The following is a 26,778-nucleotide window of genomic DNA, read 5'->3' as shown; positions in this document are numbered from 1 at the left end:
CTGATAGGGGGCTAATCGGACGTCAGGTCGCGTTCGAGCGCGAGGCTGCGCTCGATCTTGCCCGCTAGCACAATGACGACCGGGCGCTGATGCCGCAGCAGGTCGATGCCCGGCTCGCTCTCGAAGATGCCGAACGCGAATGCGCAGTGGGTCAGCGCTGCGATGGTTACAAGCATCATGCCAATATCGCGCGGGGGCTGGCGGTTAAGGATAACAAAGCCCCCGAACCTGTCCCAGTCCATGGCAGAACTTTCGCGATATCTACTATAACGAACGGGTTTTCGAAAGGTTGCGCGACTTGCGCTGGATTTGCAGGCAATTTGATTCAGCACTTCCCGATTATAGCGCTGGTGGCGCTTCCACGGCGATTCGCCGTACTGCGTCAGGTAAATAGTCGGAGGCGATCATGGGGCGAGCTGCCCTTCTTGCGTTGTGCGCCCTTGCCCTGTCCGGGTGCGGCCCGCGCTGCGCGGAACATACCGGTGACGGGATTTGCGTGGACGGAAACGCCGCGGCGGACAAGCTCGAGCAGGAATCGGAGGCGGATGCCCAGCGTGCCGCCGGGGACATCTAGCGAAGCGTTCTGTGCCGCCCCCTGGGAGGCGGTCAGGCCGCGCGGCCCAGGCTCCGCGCGGCGGGCGCCGAGATGCGGGACAGGAACTTGGCGGCAGGCATCGGCCTGCCCAGCAGATATCCCTGCGCCTCGCCATAGCCAAGTGCCCGAACGAGGTCGAGCTGCCCTTGCCGTTCGATACCTTCCACGACGCACCGCAGGCGCAGATGGTCGCATAGACCCTTGATGGCGGCGAGCACCTCCTTGTCGCAGCCGCCTTCGCTGGTGACGAAGCTTCGATCGACCTTGACCTTGTCGACGGGGAAGCGACGAAGATAGCTCAGGCTCGAATAGCCGGTACCGAAATCGTCCAGAACGATAGTGCAGCCTACGTCCCGCAGCGCATGCATGCCGCGTATCGCCTGCTCGAAGTCCTGCATCAGTGCGGTCTCGGTCAGCTCGAATTGCAGGCGCGCGGGCGCGATATCGCGGCGGCGCATCTCCGCGAGCAGGAAAGCGACCATATCGGTCGAGACCACGTCATGGACGGAGAGGTTGAACGAAATCCGGAAGCCATCGGGAAGCGCGGCCAGGGCGTCCAGCGTCTGGCGAAACAATGCCCGGGTGACCTTGTGGACCAGGCCCAGGCGCTCAGCCGCCGGGATGAACAGATCGGGCGGGACATTGCCGAGCACCGGGCTGCGCCAGCGCGCCAGACCCTCCGCCATGGTGGTGCGCATCGAGCCCAGCGAAACGATCGGCTGCAGATAGAGCGTGAGCTCGTGATCGAAGTCCGCCGCCTGGAGCGCGGCTTCGATATTGCGCTTCGATCGGATGCTCTCCTCATGGTCGGGAGAGAATAATATGCACAGGCCCCGCGCCTCGGACTTGACATGGTAGAGCGCGAAGTCGCTGCGGTCGAATACGGCATGCGCGGACTGCCCGGCGTCGGGGAAGATCGCGAAGCCGCCCGAGCAGCCGATCGCGAGGCGAAGATCCTCGATCAGATAAGGCTGCCGGATCATATGGCACAGGCTCTCGCCGACCGCCTGCGCTCGGTCGCAATCGGCGAAGAGGATTACCCCGAACTCGTCCCCGCCAAGCCGGGCCACCACCATGTCGTCGGTCGCAAAGGCGGACAGCCGGCGCCCGACCTCGACGAGCAACTGGTCGCCGAGCACATGCCCATAGGTGTCGTTGACCGGCTTGAAGCGGTCGAGATCGAGCACGCCCACCGCGAAGCGCAGATCGGCATGGCGCGCCGCCTCGATGGCTGCCTCCAGACGCATGAAAAAATAGCGCCGGTTGGGTAGACCGGTCAGGCTGTCGGTCATGGCGAGGCGCGCATTCTCCTCGCCCAGCCGTTCGGTCTCCGCGCTTTTGGCGACCATGTCGCGCTGGGAGCGGACGAGCTCGACAAACGCACGAAAGCTGTTGAGCAGAACGCGGATCATCACCAGCGACACCAGGGCGATGTTGACGGCGATCGCACGCCAGACGGCGCTGTCCTGAAGGAGATAATGGGCGAGGTAGGGACCGGTTACCAGCAGGCAGCCGAGCAGGGCGGCCTGAGGAAGCGCCATGAGGCAGAAGATGCAGGCGATCACCGTCGCGGCGATATAGACCGCGACATGGGCCTGCTGGAACGGCCCGCCATAGTGCGTGAGGCTGAGCGACCATAGAACGGAGGCCAGACCGAAGGCACCGGCAAAGGCGATCGAGCGCTTCAGCTGGCTGCGGGCGGCGTCCACCGCCACCGGCGCTTGCCCGATCAGGAGCCATTTGGCGATACGCAGCAACGAGATCGTGCAAAGGCCAGTCGGCATGGCAAGCGTCAGCCATGCAGGTGCCACTTCCCGATGGGTGAATGCGATCGCGGCGGTGTTGACGATGAGCAGCGAGTAGAGCCACGGGACCTGCCGCGTGACTTCACGGTACTGGGCGAGGATGACCTCGGGCTCTTTGCTGAGGGCCAGCAAACGAAGCGCCCGAGCGATTGCAATGATCGGCTGCCGCACGTCGTACGTCTCAAATCAATGGGTTACGTGTCCTCCATTATAGATGGCGAACGACGCTTGGAGCGGTTTCCAAGCAGCCCGCTGCTAACAGAGCCGAGGAGACGGGACGCCGGGAGTGCGGCGACATACGCCGACGCCAACATACAACCATTACGGATGAGATTTCGTTCACAAACCGTTGGCGTTCTCCAGTCCTCTACATGTGGTGATATTGCTGAAGTCGGGAACGGGCCAACGGCGGCGGGTCGGATTGACCAAGGTCCGAGAGCGAGCGAGGGACCGAGGCGGGCGCCCTCGTACAGCGGCGCGCTACGGGCGCTTCCGCATTCAAATGCCGATGGGGGATACGCCCGCTCTTATGGCGCCCCGCTGGGGTTCGCCGACAAGGGAGAAGTGCGGCAGGCGACGTTATTCTGCCCTGCTGCGATGCCGGAAGTATAGGCCGAGGAAGTCGCGCGAGCGGCAGTCGTGTTTCGATTTCCTGGTCTTACGAGCTTTGACGTACCGCGGATCGTCCACAATGGGATGGACTGCCGCCCGATCGTTCTTGGAGCCGCCTCGACAATCAGACGTTTCATGGGCACATCTAGCGCGCTGCATGGGACCACCCGGGAGCCTCTATCTCCAGTGAGTCCCAAACTTCGCCTCGATCCGACGAAGTTCCTCATCGAGCACGGCCACCTCAGCGTCGTTCTGGTCCGCAACTGCGAAACGGATGCGCGTGCAGAGCTCAGCGATCGCATATTTTGCGTACGCGAGCGCATTCGCTTCGCGCTCGATCACCTCTGTCGCTTGGCTGGCGAGGGACTTCAGCAGTCCAAGGCCGTTCGCGTCCACGGTCCGGGGTTTCTGGTCGAGAAGGCATAACGTACCAAGCGCAAAGCCATCGCTGGTTACGAGAGGTGCGGCGAAATACGCCCGCACGTTCATCTCAAGCACCGCGGGAGCGAACTTGAAGCGTGGCTCATGCCAGGCATCAGGAACACACAAAGGCGCGTAATTGCGAACGCCGATCGCAGCGTCGCAGAAGCTGTCCGGCCTGGCGAACTCCCTGGGATCGAAGCCGTAGGCGACTGCGAGCCACAACGTGGAGCGATCGACAATGGACACCGCGGAAAAGGGGAAACCTGTCTCCGCGGCGACCCGCTCAACGATTTGGGAGAGCTCGGCGTTGCCGCTCATGCCAAATACGCCGCTCGTCAGCACACGCGTTTGGCGGCGCAGCTCTGCGAGCCCAGGCTGATTACGTTCGCAAGCGTGTCCGACCAATTCGACCTTCCTCAATCGATCCCCAGTATCGAAGAATCAATATCAGGTTACCGAGTTGCGCGAGAGATGTCATCCAGCAATGTATTATTGGCGAAATGTGCAATGAAGCCGAGGAATGCTCTAGCGCTTTTGAAGGCAAGCTTTCCTCCCGTATTGCAAGGCTCTACGAGCGAATTCATGTCTCACTCTACTTCCCATGAGGTAAAGCGGAGCACTCGAGGTTTGCTCGTGTCCTGGCGTCATCGCCCGAATTCCCGAGCATATCCTCTGCGATTTCGGCATAATGCGCCATTTCAGCTGCCGCCCACTGCTCGAATTCCAGGATCAGGTCCGGCGCGATATAGGCGAGGCGGCCCCGACCGTCGGTCGCGAACCATTGGCTGGCCGCCGCATGGGCTAGCAGGTTGCTGGCATGCGAGCGCGAAATCCGGAAATGCTGCGCCAAATATCGGCAGGAGAGAGGCACCGGCGCTGACGGGCTCAGCGCGCTCGACATGACTGCGCACAGGATCAGATAGCCACAGTCCTTTTCGGTGAAGTGGCGCACGCGGGGAAAGGCTTGGAGTAGCGTGCCGTGTAGTTCCACAAATCGTGCGGACCGATAGACCAGTTCGCTCTGCAGGGCGAAATCGCCGGTGAACAGGCGCGCGCGGCTCTTCTGGTCGAGCTGGTCGGCTGCTGCCAGGATCGCGAGCATCGGACGCGCGATTGCCTGAATGATCGGCGGGGCCGGAACCAATGTTCTTGCGTGGCTTGATTGCACCTTGGCGAAGGCGAAGGGGAGCTCTGTCGTCGCCGAGGCTGGGTGCGGGTTTGAGATGGCTGGCGAGTCGGCGGTAAGCAGCTTGCCGGCGCGCAGGCCCGCGACGATCGCCGCGGTCTGACGAGGACTAAGGGGGCAACTCGCCTGCAGGCGGCTGAGCGTAGCGGGCGGCCCATCATGGCGATGCCAGTCCTGATAATGGTGGATGAGTAGAAAGCTGACCATGTATCGGCCGAGCTGGTGGAACAGCTTCGTCGTCGGCCAAGCCTGCATGTCCGTCGCGATTATTTCGCGGCAATAGCTGGCAACAGTATCGCGGAATTGGGGCGCGGCAAGATATCGGGGAGCCTGGTCCTGGCCCGAGGGGCTGCTGCCGGCCGGACCGGTTGCCTTGGGCATCGGCGGGGGCGGATTCGATTGTCCAGGGCAAGCATGCAACTTTTGGACTCCTTCGACGTCCCTCGCAGCGACTAGCAATGGTCTGGCACTCTACCCGGCTTTGCGGGAGGCATGGCACATCGGTTCAACTGCTGACACGTCTATACAATGTCGGCTTTGATGTAGGTTATCGCCGTAACCGATTATTAAGAATAGTTTATCCCGGGGCAGGCTCCTGCTTCCGGTCCGGCATAGGTATCAAGGGGGTTCCAAGATGGTCGTTCGTGGCAACGGCGCGGCAGCGCCGGAGCATGGCCTTTCGTGCGCTCGGGGGCGTTTCGTGCGCAAGGCTCTCCTCGCGTCGACGGCCCTGGTCGCAGCCTCCTTTGCCACCCCGGCCATGGCCCAGGTCGCTGGCAATCTCGTCATCGACCAGACCGCGCCTGTCACGGCACCTATCGGCATTGACGCCGAGGCGACCGGCAACGTCACGGTCACCGCCCGTGCCACGATCGATAGCAGTTCGGAGGCCACCGGCACCGGCATCTTCGCGCGCGCCGGCGGCTCCGTCGATATCACCACGTCGGGCATCATCGGGCTCGGCACCTATTTCTCTGTCGGTATCGATGCAGCGGGCTCGGCCGCGGGTACCAACCGGATCACGATCGGAGCGCATCTGCGCGGGGACAGCGGCGTGGTCACCGGCCCCGGCGGCTTCATGACGACCGTGCAGGCCAGCGGCGAGATCAACGCCATGAGCACGACCGGCTACGGCGTTCGCGACAGCGGCGGCGGCTCGGTGGTCAATCTGGGCAACATCTATTCGCGCGGCATCGGCATCGGCCTGACCGCCGGCGGTTCGATCAGCAACAGTTCGACGGTGACCGGCGTCACCGGAGTCTCCGCCAGCCAGCCAATCGCGCTCACGAACAGCGGCGTCATAACCGGCGGATCCGGGGTGGGTGTGCCGACAACCGGGGCGGCGGTCGCCTCGGCGGGCGGTACGATCGGTAACAGCGGCACGCTGATCGGCTATTGGGGCGTCTACAATGTCGGTGGCGCGCTCACCGTGACGAATTTGGTCGCCGGGGCGGTCCGCGGTCGCACCGATGCGATCAACATCCAGCCGACCTCGGGATCGGCAACGATCAACAACAGCGGCACCATCGAAACGACCGGCGAGGCCGGCTCGGCCGCCGGGATATATATCGACGCGACCGGCAATCATGTCGTCACCAATAGCGGCACCATCGCGGGCGGCACCGATGCCAATAACGGCTACGGCATCGCGATCGAAAACGGCAACCTCGTCGTCAACAACCAGGCCGGCGGCGTAATCCGCGGCACCGCTGGCGCGATGCGGCTGAGCGCTTGGGGCAACCAGGTCGTCAACCTCGAACAGGGCTCGTTGACGCAGGGAGATATTGTCGGCGACGATATCGGCACCCGCACGGTGACTGTCGCCGGCACGCTGGCCGGCAATTACGACGCGAGCGTCGGCAACGGCGTCGATACCGTGACGCTGAGTGCCACCGGCCGGATCGAAGGCAATGTCTCGTTGGGCGCGGGCGACGACTATTTCTACTTCGGCGGCGGCGCCTATACCGGCACGATCGACGGCGGTGCCGGTACCAACAGTTTCACGGTCGACCTCGGCGCCGCGGCGATGCAGGTGGTGGATCAGTCGACAGTTACCAACTTCACCGGATATCGGCTGAACAGCGGTACGCTCGTCCTGACCGGATCACGGACCTCGGGCCTGGGCTGGACGGTCGATGGCGGGGCTGACTCGAAGCTGTGGGTGCACGGCGTGCTCAACGGCACGAGCTGGGGCGCACGGCTGCTTGGCGCGAGCACGGTGACCATTGACCCTGGCGCCACCCTCAGTTCCTCCGCGAACGCCGTGACTTCGACAGCGACCGGTGTCCGCTTGGAGAATTCGGGCACGGTTACCGCGGGGTCGACTTATTCCGCGATCAAGTTCAGCGGCGGCACCGTCCTCAACTGGGGCTCGATCGCCAACACCGCGGGCGGCTCGGTCACGTTAGAGGCGCACGGCGTCCAGGCGACCGGCGACACGCTCAACCTCACCAACAACGCCGGCGCAACGGTCATCGGCCATTGGGATGCGGTGCGTGCGCAGAGCTCCGCCTATATCACCAATGCCGGATTGCTGCGCGGCGAGCGGTTCGCGGGCATCGAAGTCAACGGCACCTACAGCCTCGCAAACAATACCGGTGGCCGGGTCTATGGGGCGACCGGCGAAGGATCGGGGCTCCTCGTAAACAGCGGCGCCGGCACCGTCACCAACGCGGCCGGGGCGGTGATCGTGGGCGCCGGCGAATATGGGATCTGGAACCGGGGTTCCGGCCTGCTCACCGTTGTCAATGCGGGCACGATCGGCTCGGGCTTGCTGGACGGCTCCAACAACTTCCAGTCCGGTGCCGGCAAGGGCGGCATCTGGAGCACCACCGCGAATATCATCAATGCCGGGCTGATCGACGGTGCGTCCGCGGGCATCGTTACAAGCGGCGCGCTGACCCTGCAGAACACCGGCATCATTCGGGGCGAGGGCAATCTCTCGAGCGCACCGATGGACGGCGTCAATGCGGGCGGCACGCTGACGCTCGTCAACGGTGGTTCGATCCTGCAGCCGGGTGCACGCGCCGTCTATGCCGCCGGAAGCGGCTCGATCGTAACCAACGGAGCCGCCGGGGTGCTCAGCGGCGGATCGGGCGCGGCCATCGAACTTGGCGCAGGCGGCCAGGTTCGGAACTATGGGAGCGCCACCAGCACGAGCGGCAAGGGGATCGTCACCGCCGGGAGCGCCGCGACGACCATCCAGCTCTTTGCAGGCTCGGTGACCGGCAGCGTCACGACCGGTTCCGGCAACGATACGCTTTCGCTCTACACCGGGCGCGGCACCGGCAGTGCTGCAATCGTCGATAGTGCTAGCGGTATCACGCTTCAGAATGCGGGTGCCGGGGCCGCGGCAATGGTCGGCGCGATCGATCTCGGCGGCGGTTCGAACAATCTCTACCTGCGCGGCGGCGGCGACGGGACCGCGGCGAACGGGGCGGCAGGCACGCTGTCGCTCGCGTCCGTGACCAATGTCGCGATCCTCACCAAATATGACAGCGGCAGCTGGACGCTGACCGGCACTCCGGTGAACCCGTTCATGTCGATAACCGGGGGCGATGGCAGCGCCGCTGGGACGCTCGTCTTCGACCTTAGCGGTTATCAGGGCGTCGTCACCGCCAATGGTTCGACACTGCGGGCGATCCGCGCAGGCGGCTTCGGGACGGGTACCCTCTACGCCCTCGATCCCACGCTCCAATATGGCGCGACTGGCACGTATTCGAACCAGATCATGCTCATGTCGACCGATCCGGTCGGCGACCCCACCCGTATCCAGGCCGATGTCGGCGTAAGCGCGACCCTGACCGGGCTGATCGCCGAAGTTGGCTCGTCTCAACCTGTTGTTTTCGATGGCGCCGGCACGGTGATCCTCACCAATGGCGCCAACAACTGGACCGGCCTGACGACGATCAGCAACGGGACCGTGGTCGAGTCCAACACCGCCAGCGCGCTTGGCAGCGGCGGCGTGGTGGTGAATGCAGGCGCTGTTCTCCGGTTCGACAACCAGACCGGCGGCGGTCTCAGCATCGAGGCGGGCAGCTATACGGGCGCCGGCACAATCCGCTTCACCGGCAATTCTCCCTCCGCCACGACGATATTGGGCAATGCCGGTAATGTGACGTTCGCGCTCGGCTCGGGTGGTCTGATCGACGTCCAGAGCGGCACCGTGGCGGGCAGCGCATCGGGCCAGGGCTTCTGGACCGGCAATCTCGCCGATCTCAACGTCGCATCGGGCGCAACTTTCGACGGGGTCGAAGGCAATATCCGGATCGATGCGTTGACCGGCGCGGGTACGGTTCGAAACGGCTATTTCGGGCAGGGCAGTCTCACGCTCGGCGTCGACAACGGCAGCGGCACGTTCAGCGGCGCGCTAGCCGACAGCACCAACCCCAACAGCCCGCTCATTCTCGTCAAGATGGGGATGGGCACGCAGACGCTCTCCGGTATCAACAGCTATACCGGCTCCACCACCATTTCGGGCGGCACGCTGGCGCTGAGCGGCAATGGCGCGATCACCACCTCCTCGGGGGTAGCGGTGGCGAGCGGTGCAACTTTCGATATCTCCGGGCGCAGCATAGGGACGAGCGTCGCCTCGTTGACCGGCGCCGGCGCCGTTGTGCTCGGCGGCAATGCGCTGACGCTCACCCAGCAAAGCGGGAGCTTTGGCGGTACCGTGTCGGGCTCGGGCGCGCTCGTGGTCAACGCGGCAACGGGCGTGACGCCGGTCTTTTCGGGCACGTTTACCAACGCAGGCGGTCTCGCCATGGCGGCGGGGGATCTGACGCTTTCGGGCTCGGTGTCGAACGCCCATGCGCCTGGCTCGGTGATGATCACCGCTGCCGGCGAAACCCTTGGAATCACGTCCAGCGGCAGCGTCACTTCGACCGCGACGAGCGGCACCAATGTCTCGGCGGTCTATGCCTATGTCGACGCAGTGGTGAACAACGCTGGCACCATCACCAGCGGCGGCTTCGCCGGGGGTGGCAATGGCAGTCATGGCATCTATGGCGCGGCCGCTCTCACGATCACCAACAGCGGCAATATCTACGGCGTGGCCGCCGGCTCGGGCTCGACCGTCCGCAACAACGGTGTTTTCGCTTCCAGCGCCTCGACGCTGAACAACAGCGGTACGATCCTGGGTGGCTGGGACGGCGCGTTCCTTGCCGGTGGCGGCACTGTGACCAATAGCGGAACGTTGCAGGGCAACGTCTTCGCCGGCCTCGAGCTCGGTGGCACCTCGACCGTCACGAACCAGTCGGGCGGCCTGATTACCGGCATCGGCGGCTCTTCGGGCGGCGTGTTGTTGAACGGCGGCACGATCAACCTGGCCAATGAGAGCGCCGCGACGATCCGCGGCGAGGGCGACGCTGGCGTCTCCGCGCGCGGCAACGCGGCGCTTGTCCTTACCAACGCCGGCATGATCCAGGGCGTCGGCACCGCTTATGGCGTGCGCAACGTGGGAACCGGAGCACTGACGGTCACCAATACCGGCACCATCACCGGCGTCGGCACGGCGATCAGCGCGGCTGGCCAGGCGACCGTGACCAACTCGGGAACCATCAACGGCAATATCGCTTTCGCCGGAGGCAACGACACGGTGACGCTGAACGGCGGGGCCGTGAACGGTTCGATCTCGCTCGGCGCCGGCAGCGACGCGGTATACTGGAACAGCGGTACCATTTCCGGCACGATCGATGGCGGGACAGGCAATGACGGCTTTTACCTCGATCGCGGCATCGCCACCACGCTCGACCTCGCCGGTGTCAGCGGCTTCGAGGTACAGGAACTGCGATCGAGCAGTCTGACACTCACTGGCACCCGTTCGGGCCAATATGGCTGGGCGCTCGGCACCGGAACCACGCTCGACATCGGCGTCGCCGGACAAACCGCGAACTGGGGCACGGTGCTGAGCGCCGTGACGCTGAACGGCGCGAACACCCAGGTCAATATCGGTGCCGGGAGCAGCGTCACCGCCAGCGCCTGGGGCATCACGGGCAGCGGCGCCAATGCCACGATCCGTAACGAAGGCGTGCTGAGCGTCGGCTCGACCTTTGCCGCGATCAATCTGAGCGGGGCCGGCGCGCAGCTGACCAATATCGGCACGATCTCGGTCACCAACCCCTCGGCCAATTACTCGGCCGTCTACATGACCGGCGCCAATTCGAGCGTCGTCAACAGCGGTAGCATCGCCGGCGTCAGCGCCGGTTCCAGCTACAATGCCGCAGTCTATCTGGCCGGAGCCAACAGCACGGTCGAGAACCAGCAGGGCGGCTCGATCACCGGCCAGCGCGGTGTCCTGCTGACCGGCACCAATGCCAACGTCACCAACGCCGGATCAATCACTGCCTCGGTCGACAACGGCATCACGCTCAATGTCGGCGGCACCGTCACCAATTCGGGGTCGATCACTGCCACCGGCACGACGGGCGCGTGGGGCATCCTGATCGGCGGCGGCAGCGGCAGCGCGAACAACGCCGGCACGATCAATGCTGGCAGCGGAATCTGGCTGGAAGCACTGGGCTCGGCATTCACCTCGAACAACACCGGCACGATCAGCGGCGTGGAATATGGCGTCAACGCCCAAAGCGGGACGCTTGCGCTCGTCAACACCAGCAGCATCTCAGCCAGTCAATATGCCGGCGTACGCCTCGGGGGGGGCGGCTCGCTCAACAATTCCGGCACCATCGCAGGCGGCGGCAATGCGACGCAGGGCTGGGGTGTCGCTGTTACCGGCGGCGATGCGACGATCACCAACCAGGCCGGCGGCACGATCACCGGCGGTGCTGCGGGTGCGATCCAACTGGCGGGAAGCGGTGCGATTACAGTCAATCTGGAATCGGGTTCGACCACGACGGGATCGATCTTCAGCGCCAATGACGGCAGCCGCGCGGTCAATATCGCCGGGCTGGTGAACGGTAGCTACACCGCCTCGGGCGCGACCGGCAGCGACACGGTGACGCTGGGCGCCAGCGGATCGATCGGCAGCATCGTGCTCGGCGCGGGCAACGACATGTTCAACTGGAACGGCGGCAGCTTTGCGGCCGCCGACGGCGGCTCGGGAACCGACGCCTTTGTCGCGACCCTGAGCGGCTCGGCGACGCTCGACCTGCAATCGCTTTCCGGGTTCGAGGCGCACAGCCTGAACGGCGGGGCGCTGACGCTTGCGGCCGCGCAGGCATCCGGCGATGGCGGCTGGACGGTGAATGGGGGGAGCCTCACCCTCTCCGACACCGCGCAGGTGCTGGTGAGCGGTACGGCAGCGACGCTCGCCACCAGTGGCACCAGCCTCACCGTGGCCGACGGCGCGTCTTTGGTCGGCTATGACGGCTATGGCGCGACCGCGACCGCCGGGACCAGCATCACCAATGCCGGACTCATCCGCTCGACGGGCACCGGCTTTGCCGGGGTGCTCGCCAATGGCGGCACGATCGACAATCAGGCGGCCGGCCTGATCGCGGCCGCGGGCAACGGCATCACGCTCCAGACGGGTATGAGCACGCTCAGCAACGCCGGCATCATCGTCGGCCAGACCCATGGCGTGTACGGCGCAGGCACTGCGCAGGCACTGATCAATTCCGGCGTGATCGCGACCGGGCAGGCGACCGATGCCACCACGCAGCTGTCCCAGATCCAGCGCGACGGCAGCGGCGATGGCGTCCTGTTCCTCGCCGGCGGCTCGGTCACAAACCAGGCTGGCGGCTTCATCGTCGGCAATGGGAGCGGCGTCAGCATATCCGGCGGCGCCGCCTCGCTGCTCAACGCCGGCACGATCGAAGGCGGCACCGGCTGGGGCGTATCGCTCACCGCCGGCAGCGGCGTCTCGCAGCTCACCAATCAGGCGGGCGGGCGGATTGCCGGCGGGAATGCCGGCGCGATCCTGCTGGCCGGCGACGGCGGCCTGAATGTCGTGCTGGCGGCCAACTCGGTCACCACCGGCAATATCGTCAGCTCCGGCGCGGGCGCGCGCACGCTCGACATCTCCGGGGCCCTGGATGGCGGTTATGACGCCTCGGTGGGAACGGGCAGGGACGTGGTTACGCTGCGCGCGGGCGGTTCGCTAGGCTTCGCCCATCTCGGCGCCGGCGACGACCGCTTCATCTATATCGGCGGCACCATCGATGGGATTATCGACGGCGGTGCCGGCTATGACACGCTGTTCGCCGATTTCGGCGCCGGCAATAGCGGCTCGGTGAGCCTCGCCAGCTTTACCCAGTTCGAAGGTTTCGGCGTCCTTTCCGGCAATGTCACGCTGACCGGCACCAGCAACGCGCCGGATGCCGACATCTTCGCCGGCAACGGCGCGGGCACGGGCGGCACGGTCACGTTCGACGGCACGACCGGCCTCACCGGGGACATCTATGTCAACGGCGGCTCGATCGTCGCCAACACGGCGGGCGCGTTCGGCTCGGGCACGATCCACATGATCGACCCGACGGCGACCTTCGGTGCCACCGGCACCTATGGCAACAACATCTCGCTGGAGGTCGCCTCCCCATCCTCGGCGGATCCGGCGACGCTCAACACGACCGCCGGGGTGATCGCGACCCTCACCGGCGCGATCACCGCCGGCACCGGTGCCGGGGTCGATCCGAACCAGGACCTGGTGATCGGTGGCCAAGGCACGATCGTCCTGACCAACACCGCCAACGACTGGACCGGCACCACCACGATCAATACCGGGGCCAGGCTGCAAGGCGCCAGCGACACGATCTCGGGCGCCTCGATCGTCAACAACGGCTCGCTCATCTATGCGCAGTCGTACAGCGGCACGGTCTCGCAGGGCATCTCCGGCAGCGGCATGGTGGAAGTGCGCGGTCTCTCCGCGGGCAATGCCCTGACCTTCACGGGCACCAACACCATCGGTGGCGGGCTGCTGATCAGCGATGCATCAAACCTGGTGATCGACGGCAGCACCAGCACCCTGCTCCTCGACATGGGCCTGGATGCGAGCCGCCTCGACGTGACGGCGAACGGCAGCCTGTCCAGCACCGCCCTCTCCGCCGTGAACGGCAATGGTGCCAACCAGAGCGTGTACAACCTCGGCTCGATCACCAGCACCGGCAATAGCGGCGTCTATCTGGGCGGCGCCGACTCGCTGCTCGACAATGGCGGCACCATCACCGGTACCCGCGGCGTCTCTATCGCTGGCGCCAATGCGGAGGTGACCAACCAGGCAGGCGCCACGATCACCGGACAGAGCTACGGCGTGTACGTCGACGCCGCAGGCGCGACCCTGGCCAATGCCGGCAGCGTGAGTTCGAGCAGCAGCCACGGCGTCTATCTCTGGTCGGGCGGTACCGTTGCCAATTCGGGCAGCATTACCGGCGGCACCAATGGCTATGGCATCCGCAGCAACGCGGCCTCGACGATCACCAACCAGTCTGGCGGCACGATCGGCGGCGGGCTGGGAGCGGTACTCCTCGACAGCGCGGACCTGATCACGATCAACCTGGATTCCGGCTCGACCACCAACGGCCTGCTCGCCTCGAACGGCACCGGCGACCGGGTGGTCAACATCCTCGGCACGCTGAACGGCGGCTATGCCGGCGGCAGCGGCATCGACGCGATCACGCTCGATACCGGCGCGACCGTGACGGGCGCACTGGACGGCGGCGCGGGCAACGACACGCTCGCGCTGACCGGCAGCGGCTCGGCGACGCTCGGCGCGGTGCTCAACATCGAAAGCGCGTCCAAGTCGGGCACCGGCACCTGGACGATCGCGGCACCGACGAGCATGGCCTCGTGGACGATCGCCGACGGCACGCTGCTGCTCACGGGCGGCAATGCCATCGGCGACACTGCTTCGGTCGCAATGACTGGCGGCACGCTGCAGCTGGGCGCCTCGGAAGCAATCGGCAGCCTGTCGGGCACCGGCAACGTGACGCTCGGCGCCAACGCGCTGACCCTGGCCGGCAACGGCACCAACTTCGCGGGTACGATCTCGGGCAACGGCAGCCTGCTGATCGGCGGCACGGCCACCCTGTCGGGCGCCAATGCCTATGCCGGCCAAACCGTGGTGGCGGGCACGCTGACGCTTGGCGCGTCGAACGTGCTTGCGGATGCCTCGACCCTAATCGTCCAGACCGGCGGCACTGTCGATCTGGGCGCGAACAGCGACACGGTGGCCATCGCCGCCATCGGCGGCACGCTGGCCGGCACCGGGACGCTAACCGCGACCGAATATGACCTGACCGGCGCGACGGTGAACGCCAACCTTGGCGCAGGCACCGTGTTCAACGTGAGCGGCAACTCGGCGCTGAACGGCACCGCCGCCGGCAACATCGCGGTCCAGGGCGGCACGCTGGCGCTCGGCGCGGCGAACCGCCTGGCCGACACAGCCACGGTCACCGTCGCGTCGGGCGCCACGCTCGACATCGGTGCCTATAGCGACACGGTCGCTCTGCTCGGCCTGAACGGCATCCTAGTTGGCACTGGCACGCTCATCGCTGCCGAGTATCAGATGACCGACGCCACTGTGAATGCCAACCTGGGTGCAGGCACTCTGTTCAACCTGGGCGGCACCTCTACGCTGAACGGTAACGCGCTCGGCGGCCTCGTCGTCCAGGCCGGCACCCTGACCCTGAACGGCACCGCCGGCGGCGACGTCGCGGTCAATGGCGGCCTGCTGGCGCTCGGCGCGGCAAATCGCCTGGCCGACACCGCTACCGTCACCGTCGCCTCGGGCGCCGCGCTCGACATTGGTGCCTTCAACGACACGATCGGCACGCTCGGCCTGAATGGCACGCTAATCGGCACGGGCACGCTCACCGCCAGCCAGTACCAGCTGACCGGCGCGACGGTGAATGCCAACCTGGGCGCAGGCACCGTCTTCAACCTGGGCGGCACTTCGGCGCTGAACGGCAATGCGGCGGGCGGGCTCGTCGTGCAGGCCGGCACGCTGATCCTGAACGGCACCGTCGGCGGCGACGCCGCGGTCCAGGGCGGGACGCTGGCGCTCGGCGCGTCGAACCGTCTGGCCGACACCGCCAACGTCGCGGTCGCATCGGGCGCCACGCTCGACATCGGCAGCTTCAACGACACGGGCGGCATGCTCGGCCTGGCGGGCACGCTCGCTGGCACCGGCACCCTCACCGCCAGCCAGTATCAGCTGACCGGCGCGACGGTGAACGCCAACCTTGGCGCGGGTACCGTGTTCAACGTGAGCGGCACCTCGACGCTGAACGGCACCGCCGGCGGCGACGTCTCGGTCCAGGGCGGCACGCTGGCGCTCGGCGCGGCAAACCGCCTGGCCGATACCGCCACGGTGGCGGTCGCCTCGGGCGCGACGCTCAACATCGGCACGTTCAACGATACGATCGGCGTGCTCGGCCTGAGCGGCACGCTGGCCGGCACCGGTACGCTCACCGCCAGCCAGTATCAGCTGACCAGCGCTACCGTGAACGCCAACCTGGGTGCAGGCACGGTGTTCAACCTGGCCGGCACCTCGACGCTGAACGGCACCGCCGGCGGCGACGTCTCGGTCCAGGGCGGCACGCTGGCGCTGGGCGTTTCGAACCGCCTGGCCGACACCGCCAATGTCGCCGTCGCATCGGGCGCCACGCTCAGCCTGGGCGCCTTCAACGACATGATCGGCCTGCTCAGCCTGAACGGCACGCTGGCCGGCACCGGCACGCTCACCGCCAGCCAGTATCAGCTGACCGGCGCGACGGTGAACGCCAACCTGGGTGCGGGCACCGTCTTCAACCTGGGCGGCACCTCGACGCTGAGCGGCACTGCCGCAGGCGACATCTCGGTCCAGGGCGGCACGCTGACGCTCGGCGCCTCGAACCGCCTGACCGACACCGCCACGGTGGTGGCCTCGACCGGCGCAACGCTCAACCTGGGTGCGAACAGCGACACCGTCGCCGCCCTCGCGCTCGGAGGCACGCTGGCCGGCACCGGCACGCTGACCGCCGCCCAGTATCAGCTCACCGCCGCGACGGTGAACGCGAACCTGGGCGCCGGCACGCTGACCAACATGGGCGGCACCTCGGTGCTGAGCGGCACGGCGGCGGCGAACACCGTCACCGTCCAGGCCGGCACGCTGCGCCTCGGCGCCAGCGACCGTCTGGCCGACACCGCGGTGCTCGGCGTCGCATCGGGCGCGACCTTCGATCTCGGCAACTATAACGAGACCGTCGCCAGCCTCGCCGGCACCGGCACGATCTCGCTCGGCACCGGCCGCCTGACGCTCAACAGCGCGTCGAGCACCGGCTTTGGCGGCGCGATCACCGGATCGGGCACGATCGACAAGCAGGGCATCGGCACGCTGACTCTGGCCGGCACCTTCGCCACCACCGGCCGCTTCGACGTCTCGGCGGGCACCCTCGCCTTCTCGGGCTCCACCCAAGGCGGTATCCGCGTCCAGGGCGGCACGCTGATCGGCGGCGGCACGCTGGCGGGCGCGCTGACGATCAACTCGGGCACCTTCTCGCCGGGCGGCCTCGCCACCGGCGCGCTGGGCGCGATCAACCCGATCGGCAGCTTCACCACCGGCAGCCTGGTTGCCACCGGCGGTACGCTGCTCTTCGACTTCGGTGGGACGAGCTTCAACTTCGCGTCGGACAGCATCAAGGTGAACGGCACCGCCACGCTCACGGGTGGCACGGTGCAGGTCAACGCGCTGACCGCGGCGGCGAGCGACTATCGCTTCCAACAGCTCTACACGATCGTCCAGGCGAACACCCTCACCGGCACCTTCGCCAACGGATCGGTGTTCGCCACGGTGGCGAGCAACCCGAACCTGAAGTGGCGCCTGCGCTACGATCTGGTCGCCAACGCGGTGGTCCTCCAGGTCCAGAAGAACATGGAGTTCAACGACGGCGTTGCGGCGGGCGATACCAACACCCTCGCCGTCGCCAATGCCCTGAGCAACTCGACCACCGGCAACGCATCGGATCAGTGGGCCTCGACGCTCAATACGATCACGGCGCTGAGCACCGGCCAGCGGGTCGCCGCGTTCAAGACCTTCAGCGGCGAGATCCTCGCCAATGTCTCGACCGCGACCATCTCGGCGAACAACCTGTTCACCGACCTGCTGCGCCAGCGCGTGGGCGATGGCAGCGACGCGCTGATCGGCGGCGGCTTCACCGGCTCGAGCCTGGCCGATGTCCGCACCACCGCCACCGCCGGCAACAGCTTCGCCTCGGCCCTGTCGGGCGCGACGCTGCCGGGTGCCAATGACGGCGACAACAGCCGCGGCGGCATCTGGGGCCAAGTCTATGGCGGCTATCAGAAGCTGCTCGGCGACGGCGTGCATGCCGGGGTGGACAACACCACGGCGGGCGTCGCCATGGGCATCGAGACCCGGATGGACGGCTTCACGGCGGGCATCGCCGGCGGCGTCGCCCAGATCGACTCGGACATGGACAGCCGCTACTCGACCGTCAGCGGCAACCAGTACCAGTTGGGCGGCTATCTGAGCTACGATGCGGGCGTCGCCTTCGTCGCGGCTTCGGGGAGCTGGTATTCGAGCGACCTGAACAGCAAGCGGACCCTGGTCATCGGCACCAGCACCTCGCTTGCCACCGGCGACATCCATTCGACCGGCTATTCGGTGGGCGTCTCGGGCGGTTTCCGCACCGAGCTGGGCAACGGCCTGCGCCTCGCCCTGATCGGCAACGCCGGCAAGGTCCGCGACCAGCGCGACGGCTTCACCGAGAACGCCACCGGCGGCCTGGGCCTGCAGATGGCCTCGGCCAACCGCGACCTGTTCACCGCCGGCGCGGAGCTCCGCCTCGGCGCCAAGGTCAAGACCGGTGCAGGCACGGCGATGCCCTGGGTCAGCATGGGGGTTCGCTACAATTCGGGCGATCGCGACACGGTGGGCAATGTCCGCTTCTCGGGTGCGCCGAGCGGCACCGGCGCCTTCGGGGTCCAGGGCGTGAAGATCGCCCCGGTGCTCGGCACGCTGGGCGTGGGCATCGATGCCCGGGCGAGCAAGAATGTCCGCCTCGGCGTCGCGCTCGAAGGTTCGGCCGGCGAGAACACCCGCGAGGGTCGCGCCTCGGTCCGGGTGAAGATCCGCTTCTAAGGGAGGTCTACGGTCCGTACTGGGAGAGCTCCTCCTTCCGCTTGCTCGCCCGTGTCGACGGCGAGGACTGCGATCCGGTCTCAACGCCACTCGCAGGTGGTCCCTCATCCGCTGGTCGCTAAAACAACGAGACACGATAGCGCTCGTTGTGGTTACACGTGGCTGATATCGGGCTACGCCCGTCGGCAGCACACCGGGGGGGTGGAATGAAAATCGTCGGCAAGTCAGTGTGTTATTCCAGTGCGACGCTCGGAACATCATCACGCCGGGCACGTACAGTGATTCGCTTGCTGCTCGGCTGCGCCGTTCCTGCCGTGATTGCGGCACCTGCAATGGGCCAGACCGTACCCGATGCGGGCAGCCTGCAACGCGATCTGCGCCAGGGTCTTCCCGGCGGCGCCCCGCGTTCCGTTCCGCCGCCCACGCCCCAGGCGCCCGAGCTGACGGCACGTACCGGCGACACCGTCCAGGTCGAGCGATTCGTCGTGGAGGGCGCCACGCTGATCCTGGCCACCGAGCTCGAAGCCGCGCTCAAGGACTTTACCGGCCGCCCGCTCGACCTACGCCAGCTCCAGGCCGCCGCGCAGGTGGTCGCCGACGTCTATCGCCGCCATGGCTATTTCGCCCGCACACTGCTGCCCCCGCAGGATGCGAGCAGCGGTGTCGTGCATATCCGCGTGATCGAGGGTCGGTTCGGCCGGGTGCTGCTCGACAACAAGGCCAAGCGCGCTGACGCCCGGTTCGTCCAGCGCGTGGTCGAGGGCCGGCTTATCGCGGGCGCGCCCTACTCGGCCGAGGCGCTCGAGCGCGGCGTCCTGCTCGCCAACGACCTGCCCGGCATCCGTGCTGACGCCGTGCTCAAGGCAGGTGGCGAGACCGGTACCAGCGACCTTGCGCTCACCGTACGCGACGGGCCGCTCGTCAGCGGCTATGTCGGCGCTGACAATGGCGGCGTGAAGGCCACCGGCCTGTATCGCGGAATTGCCTCCATCGCAGTCAACGGCCTGGCCGGTCATGGCGACCAGCTCACGCTGCTCGGCCTCGGCTCGCGCAATCTGGGCTTCGGCCAGCTCGGCTGGAGCACGCCGATCGGCACCGGTGGCTGGCGCGCCAGCGTCCATGGCAGCTATCTGCGCTACAAGTTGGGCGACGGCTTCGCCGCGCTCGATGGCCGAGGCAGCGCCGACACCCAGGGGCTGGAGCTGAGCTACCCGATCCTGCGCAGCAGCCGGGAAACGGCCCGCTTCAGTATCGCCTATGAGCATGGCCATTATCATGATGACCTGTTCGGCATGGCCGCGCACCGCAAGCAAATCCACCGCGTGATGATCGGCCTCGCCGGCGAAGCCAGCGACACGCTCGGCGGGGGCGGCCGCACCCGCTACGAGCTGGGCATGACGCTGGGCGGGCTAGACCTGTCCGGCGTGGCCCTCGACCGCACGCTCGACGGGCTGACCGCGCGCACCAACGGCGCCTATGGCAAGATCATCGCGGAGCTGACCCGCGACCAGCGCCTCGCCGGCGGCGCTTTCCTGCGGCTGCGCGCGACGAGCCAATGGTCGCTCGCCAATCTCGATTCCTCCGAGCAGTTCTCGCTCGGCGGGCCGTATGGCGTGCGTGCCTATCCGGTGAACGAGGGGCTCGGCGACCGCGGCGTGCTCGGCAATGTCGAGTTGCATTTGCCGGTGACCAAGGGCGCGCTCGAAGGTTTCGATCTCTACGCGTTCGTCGATGCCGGGGTGATCCAACGCCATGCCCGACCCTGGCTCGGCTGGGGCGCACCGGGTGCCGACAATCGCTACAGCCTGACCGGCGCTGGCGTCGGCATCTCCTATGCGCTGCCAGGCGGCATCAGCGTTGCCGGTACCTTTGCCGCGCCCTTCGGCCCGAACCACGGCGCCGAGGACAACGACCATAACCAGGACGGCAGTCGCCGCCGCATGCGCGGCTGGTTCACCGTCACCAAGATCTTCTGAACGGAGTGAAGCGCATGATCCGCACCAAGCCGCGTCGCCTCTCCCGCTCCACGCCCCGCCGCCTGGGCACGCTCGCTGGCGTTTCGCTGCTGAGCCTCGCCCTGGCCACGCCCGCCTGGGCGGGCCCGGACGGTCCCGCCACCACTGCGCTGCCCACCGGCGGCCAGGTCGTCGCCGGGCAGGCGACGATCGGCTCGAACGGCCCGGCGATGACCGTCACCCAGACGACCGATCGCGGAATCATCAACTGGCAGAGTTTCGACATCGGATCGGACGCCTCGGTCGCCTTCCTCCAGCCCAACACCAATTCGGTCACGCTGAACCGCGTGCTCTCGGGCGCGAGCAGCACGATCGCCGGCAAGCTCTCGGCCAACGGCAAGATCTACGTCGTCAATCCGAACGGCGTGCTGTTCACGTCGACCGCGCAGGTCGATGTCGGCGGGCTGGTCGCGGCGGCGGGCGATATCGCCAATAGCGACTTCCTGGCGGGCAGAGACCGCTTCACCGTCAGCGCCACCGGATCGGTGATCAACCAGGGCCGGATCACCTCACGCGACGGCGGCGCGGTGGTGCTGGTCGGTGGCACCGTCTCCAACCTCGGCGCGATCAGCGCAACGCGAGGTGACGTGGTACTTGCGGCAGGCTCCAAGGTGACGCTCGATGCCGGTGCCGACGGGCATCTCAAGGTCGAGGTTGATAGCGACACCAGCCGGGCGCTGGTGCAGAATGGCGGTCTGATCGCTGCGAATGGCGGGCAGGTGTTGCTCACCGCCCAGGGCGCCGGCGAGGCATTGTCTTCGATCGTCTCCAACACCGGCACGATCGAGGCGCAGACCCTGTCGAACCAGTCGGGCCGGATCCTGCTGCTCGCGGGCATGCAGGGCGGCATGGTGCAAGCGGGCGGCACGCTCGATGCCTCGGCTCCTGGCGGCGGCGATGGCGGCTTTGTCGAAACGTCGGCAGCGAACGTCGCCTTCGCGCCGGACCTGCATGTTTCGACGCTCGCGGCGTCCGGGACTACAGGAACCTGGCTGATCGATCCCTACAACATCACCGTGTCGAGCTCCGGCAGCACGAACGCCACGGTAAATGTGGGGTCCAACCCCTGGGTGATATCATCCACTACAAGCGGCTCGAACATAAACAATACTACCCTCTCATCCTACCTCAGCTCCTCCAACGTCAAGATCACGACCGTGGGCGCGGGCAGCGAGGCGGGCAATATAACGGTCAACGCGACGGTCAGCTGGAGCGCAGCAACGACGCTCACGCTGGAGGCCGATGCGACGACCGGCGGCGTTTTCCTGAACGCCGCGTTGAATGGCAGCAACGCCAATAGCGGCGTGGTGCTGAGCGCCGGCGCGGGCGGAATCCAACAGACCAATGCCGGCACGATCACAGCCGGCACGCTGACCGTCAACACGACGAGCGGCGGAACCGTCTCGCTGAACGGGGCCGACAACCAGGTCGCGCGGCTTGGGAGGTCCTCTGCTTCGGGGAACTTCGTGTTTGGCAGCGGTACGGCCCTGGCGGTGAACGGCAACGTGACGAGCGAGGCGGGCGTGGTTCGGCTGATCGCTGCGGGTGACCTGACAATCAACGCGCAATTGAGCGATACCAGTGCGAGCGCGGCCTATACGCTGCAATCCTCGGGCGGCCTGCTCACGCTCGCCAACGATATCACGCTCAGCGGCAACACCGCGACGCTCGCCCTCAATTCGGCGAACGGCTTCACGCTGACCAACGGCAGCCGTGTCAGCATGCCCGGGGCCTCGAGCGCGCTGACCATCGATGGCCAGGGCTACACCATCGTTCGCAGCGTGGCGGATCTGCAGGCCGTCGGCCAGTTCGGCAACTACGCGCTGCTCAGCGACATCGATGCTTCCGCCACGGAGAGCTGGAACGGCGGCGCGGGCTTCGCGCCGGTCGCCAATTTCAACGGCACCTTCGCCGGCATGGGCCACACCATCGATCGCCTTACGATCGACCGCGCCGGGCAGGCCGTCACGGGTCTGTTTGGCTTTGTCTCAGCGGCCACGCTGCGGGACTTCACGCTTTCCAATGTAGCGATCCAAGGCTCGGCGCGCGTCGGCGCGGTCGCAGGGTGGATCGAGAATTCCAATCTGAGCAACATCCACGTCACCGGCAGTGTCGTCGCCTTCCAGCAGGTGGGCGGCATTGCAGGCTGGTTGACCACATCCAGCCTGTCGGGAGTCTCCTCGACCGCGAATATTGCCGCGACTGTGGATGGGGCTGGCGGATTGATCGGCAAGCTCTTTTACGGCGGCGACATTTCCAACTCCTATGCCACCGGCACGGTGAGCGCGGCTGCCGATGCCGGCGGGTTGATCGGTAACGTGTTCAGCGTCGCGCCGCTCAACCTTACGAATGTCTATGCAAGCGGCAAGGTCAGCGGCGGCTCCACGGCGGGCGGCCTGATCGGTTACTTCGACAGCGGAACCATAAACGCTTCCGGAGCCTATTGGGACATCAACAGCACCGGCCAGGCCTCGAGCCCCATTGGCACGGGCATCACCAATGCGAATGCCTTTACCCAGTCGACCTATTCCGGCTTCGACTTCACCAATAATTGGGTGATGATCGCGGGCCAGACGCGACCGATGCTGCGTAGCGAGGCGTCGAGCGTGATCGCCACCCCGCATGCGCTGCAGCTCGCCTATTTCGGGCTCGGCGGCAGCTACACGATGGGCGCGGATCTAGACTTCACTTCTGCCTTCACTGCCAGCGGCGGCTATTATGGCGACGTCTGGGGAGGTTTGGGCTTCGTCCCGATCGGCACCAGCGGCACGCCGTTCATTGGTAGTCTGTCAGGCGGCGGCCACAGCATCACCGGTCTGGTGATCAATCGCGGCGCTACCAACTATGTCGGCCTGTTCGGCTTGGTGAATGCTGGTTCCATCGCCAACCTGAAGCTCGTCGGCGGCAGCGTCACCGGCAATGACGGTGTCGGCGCGCTCGTCGGCTATCTTCAGGGCGGCTCGGTATCCCATGCCGGCGCCTCGACGGCGGTGACCGGCAATGCGACGGGCGAAGTGAATACCGGCGGGCTTGTCGGCACCAATGATGGCGGCGCGATTGCCGATTCCTGGGCCAGCGGCGCTGTGACCGGTGCGGGCTATCAGGTCGGCGGTCTCGTCGGTTTCAATGTCAACGGCGCGACGATCACCCGGTCCTATGCCACCGGCAACGTGACCGGAACCAGCACCGCGTTCGGCTATATCGGCGGTCTGGCCGGCGCTAACGGCTATTCCGGCGATGGCGGAACGATCTCGCAGTCTTATGCCACCGGTACGGTGACCGGCGTCGGCGGGCCGATCGGCGGCTTTGTCGGTCACAACGAAGGCGCGATCAACAATTCCTACGCCACAGGCGCAGTCTCAGGCACGGGTGCCGCATCCAATATTGGCGGCTTCGTGGGGGTGAATTTCGTCAATGGCACGATCAGCGGCGCCTACTCGACCGGGCCGGTGAGCGGGGTGGGCGTGGGCGGTTTCGCCGGCTACAACAATGGCGGTGCTGGCTCGATCGCCGCTGGCTACTGGAACAGCCAGACCAGCGGACTGTCTACGGGTGTAGGCGGTGGCATCGCGACCGGAGTAACCGCTCGCACCACGGCGCAATTGCAGGGAAGCCTGCCTGCCGGATTCTCCAGCACCATCTGGGGCACCGGCACCAACCTCTATCCCTATTTCGGCTGGCGCTATTCTACCACTCCGGTCGCAGTGAGCGGCTTCGCGACAAGCAGCTTGGGAGGCGGTGCGCTTGCCGGCGCCCTCGTCACCACGATCTCGGGCGGTAAGGCAATCGGCAGCGCGATTACCGGCGCCAATGGCTATTATTATGTCCTGAGCGATTCCGGGACAATCGGTGCCTCCGGTGCCCTCGCCTATCTGGACAATGGGGTGGTCAAGGGGGCGGCGGCCAGTGACCTGGCAGGGATCAATGGTCTTCAGAATCTCAATATCTATGGCACGGCGGTGAATCTGATCACCGACAACGGATCGCTCAGCGCAACGCGCACCGACTATCTCGCGACGCTCGGCAGCTATATCGACAGCGACCTCAGCTTCCTATCCGGCGGCGGCAATTTCGCTCCGCTGACGTCTGGCGGTTACGGCGTCTATCTGAACGCAACCGGCAATTACCTGCTCGACCGGTCACTGGGATCGGGCGGTGCACTGCAAGTCACGGCCGGCACATTGGGCCTTTCCGGCACGATCACCCTGTCCGCCGCTGGCGCGCTGACGCTCAATGCGCCGGTCAGCTGGAGCGACACGTCTGCCCTGACCCTGGCGACCACGGGCGGCGGCGCCATGACCCTCGGCGGCGCGATCAATGCGGCGAGCGGATCGTTGACGATCCTCGGCTCCGGCGGCGTCAGCGATGGTTATGCCGTCTCGGTCAACACCTTCGCGCTCGCAGGCGGCACCTGGATTCAGCTTGGAACGTTGCCGAGCTTCTCCGCGGTCGATTTCCGGCTCACCCCGGGCGCGACTTTCATCCGAGCGCTCGTGGGGGACGGCAGCACGGTCAATCCCTACCAGCTAGCCGATATTTACGGCCTGCAAGGCATGGCGTCCTACAGCCTACGCGCGCAGAACTTCCTGCTGGCCAATGATATCGACGCCAGCGGTACCGCCGCCTGGAACAGCCTGGCCGGCTTCCTGCCGATCGGCATCAACACCAATATCTTCACGGGCAGCTTCGACGGTCAGAGCCACGCGATCACCGGCCTCCGAATCAACCGCGGCACACCCTATACCGGCCTCTTCGGCTATTCCTCGGGCACCATACGCAATCTCGCCATAACCGGCCAGGTCACCGGCAGCAGCCAGGCGGGCGGCCTCATCGGCTTCATGTCCGGCGGCAGCGTCACTTCGGTTCAGGCCAACGTCACGGTCAATGGCGCCAGCTTCGCCCAGGCCGGGGGGCTGGTCGGCTATCAGACCGGCGGCACGATCAGCCGCTCTTCCGCCAGCGGCACGGTGAGCGGCGTCGGCAGCGCCGTCGGCGGGTTGGTCGGGCAGCAGAATGGCGGATCGATCGACCAGTCCTTCGCCACCGGGGCGGTATCAGCGACCCTCAACAATGCCGGTGGCCTGGTCGGCATCGGCGGGGGCACGATCAGCGATTCCTACGCAACCGGCAATGTAACCGTTCAGGCCCAGGGCGGCGGCCTGGTTGGGTATCTGAACGGCGGTACGATTCTCAATTCCTATGCCACTGGCACGATTTCGGGCGTATCGCTCCTGGGCGGCCTTGTCGGCTATAATGGAGGCGCGATCACCGCCAGCTTCTGGAATACCACCAGCAGCGGAAGGAGCGTCGGCGTTGGCGGTGGTACGCTTGCCGGTGCATCCGGCGTGACGGCAACCGGCATACAACTCCTTGCCACCTTCGCCGCAGCCGGCTGGGACATCGATGATGCCGGCGGCACCGGCAAGATCTGGCGCATCTATGATGGCAGCACCGCGCCGTTGCTCCGCACGTTTCTCGCGCCGCTCACCGTCACCGGCGGCACGGTCTCGCGGACCTATAACGGCTTTGCGACCAGCGGCGCCGGTACATTGACCTATGGCGGGGTGCCCGACTTCAGCTTGCTGTTCGGCACTGCCGGCTATCTCGCCTCCAGCCCCAATGCCGGAACCTATAGCGGTGCAAACCTCGCGCTCACAGGGCTCTATTCGAACCAGGCGGGCTACGACATCAACGCGGCACCGGGTACGCTCATTATCGACCCCGCATCGCTCACGGTAACCCTCAATAACGCGACCAAGGCCTATGATGGCCTGGCGTATAGCGGCGGCAACGGCGTCACCTACACCGGCTTCGTCAATGGCGAAGGCGCCGGGGTGCTCGGTGGCAACCTGGTCTATGGCGGGACGTCGCAGGGCGCGACCAACGCCGGCACCTATGGCCTGACCGCCTCGGGCCTGACCTCGGGCAATTATGCGATCAGCTATGTCGGCGGATCGCTGGCGGTGAACCCGGCGGCGCTTACGGTGACCGTCAACGGCGCGGCCAAGACCTATGACGGCCTTGCCTATTCCGGCGGCAACGGCGTCACCTTTGCCGGTCTTGTCAACGGCGAGGGCGCCGGTGTGCTTGGTGGCAGCCTCACCTATGGC

General features: G+C 66.3%; 7 protein-coding genes. 3 read left to right on the top strand and 4 right to left on the bottom strand.

The features are described 5' to 3' along the window. Positions 1-11: 11 nt before the first annotated feature. From AC1RJ5_RS09670 to AC1RJ5_RS09655, 4 genes are all read right to left on the bottom strand, one after another. Complete coding sequence (locus tag AC1RJ5_RS09670) at positions 12-179, bottom strand: hypothetical protein (protein WP_493113028.1); 168 nt, start codon at positions 177-179, stop codon at positions 12-14. A 427-nt stretch (positions 180-606) separates the two neighbouring features. Further along, the gene (locus AC1RJ5_RS09665) at positions 607-2,532 is read right to left on the bottom strand and encodes a putative bifunctional diguanylate cyclase/phosphodiesterase (protein WP_493113026.1); all 1,926 of its coding nucleotides are present in this window, start codon (positions 2,530-2,532) and stop codon (positions 607-609) included. 657 nt (positions 2,533-3,189) lie between these two features. Further along, positions 3,190-3,753: a GAF domain-containing protein gene (locus tag AC1RJ5_RS09660; RefSeq protein WP_493113024.1), complete on the bottom strand. Its 564-nt coding sequence runs from the start codon at positions 3,751-3,753 to the stop codon at positions 3,190-3,192. Between the two features lie 274 nt (positions 3,754-4,027). Next, complete coding sequence (locus AC1RJ5_RS09655; protein WP_493113022.1) at positions 4,028-5,002, bottom strand: hypothetical protein; 975 nt, start codon at positions 5,000-5,002, stop codon at positions 4,028-4,030. Positions 5,003-5,321: 319 nt separating this feature from the next. Between AC1RJ5_RS09655 and AC1RJ5_RS09650 the strand changes: the two genes are divergently transcribed. From AC1RJ5_RS09650 to AC1RJ5_RS09640, 3 genes are all read left to right on the top strand, one after another. Further along, the gene (locus tag AC1RJ5_RS09650; RefSeq protein ID WP_493113020.1) at positions 5,322-18,653 is read left to right on the top strand and encodes a beta strand repeat-containing protein; all 13,332 of its coding nucleotides are present in this window, start codon (positions 5,322-5,324) and stop codon (positions 18,651-18,653) included. A 278-nt stretch (positions 18,654-18,931) separates the two neighbouring features. After that, positions 18,932-20,629, top strand: a complete 1,698-nt coding sequence (locus AC1RJ5_RS09645) for a ShlB/FhaC/HecB family hemolysin secretion/activation protein (RefSeq protein WP_493113018.1) — start codon at positions 18,932-18,934, stop codon at positions 20,627-20,629. Between the two features lie 14 nt (positions 20,630-20,643). Next, a partial coding sequence (locus tag AC1RJ5_RS09640) for a two-partner secretion domain-containing protein (protein WP_493113016.1) occupies positions 20,644-26,778 on the top strand: 6,135 nt, incomplete at its 3' end.

It is taken from the genome of Sphingomonas sp. GW822-FHT03G08, from assembly GCF_058801135.1.
This window is presented reverse-complemented; position numbering and strand designations above follow the sequence as displayed.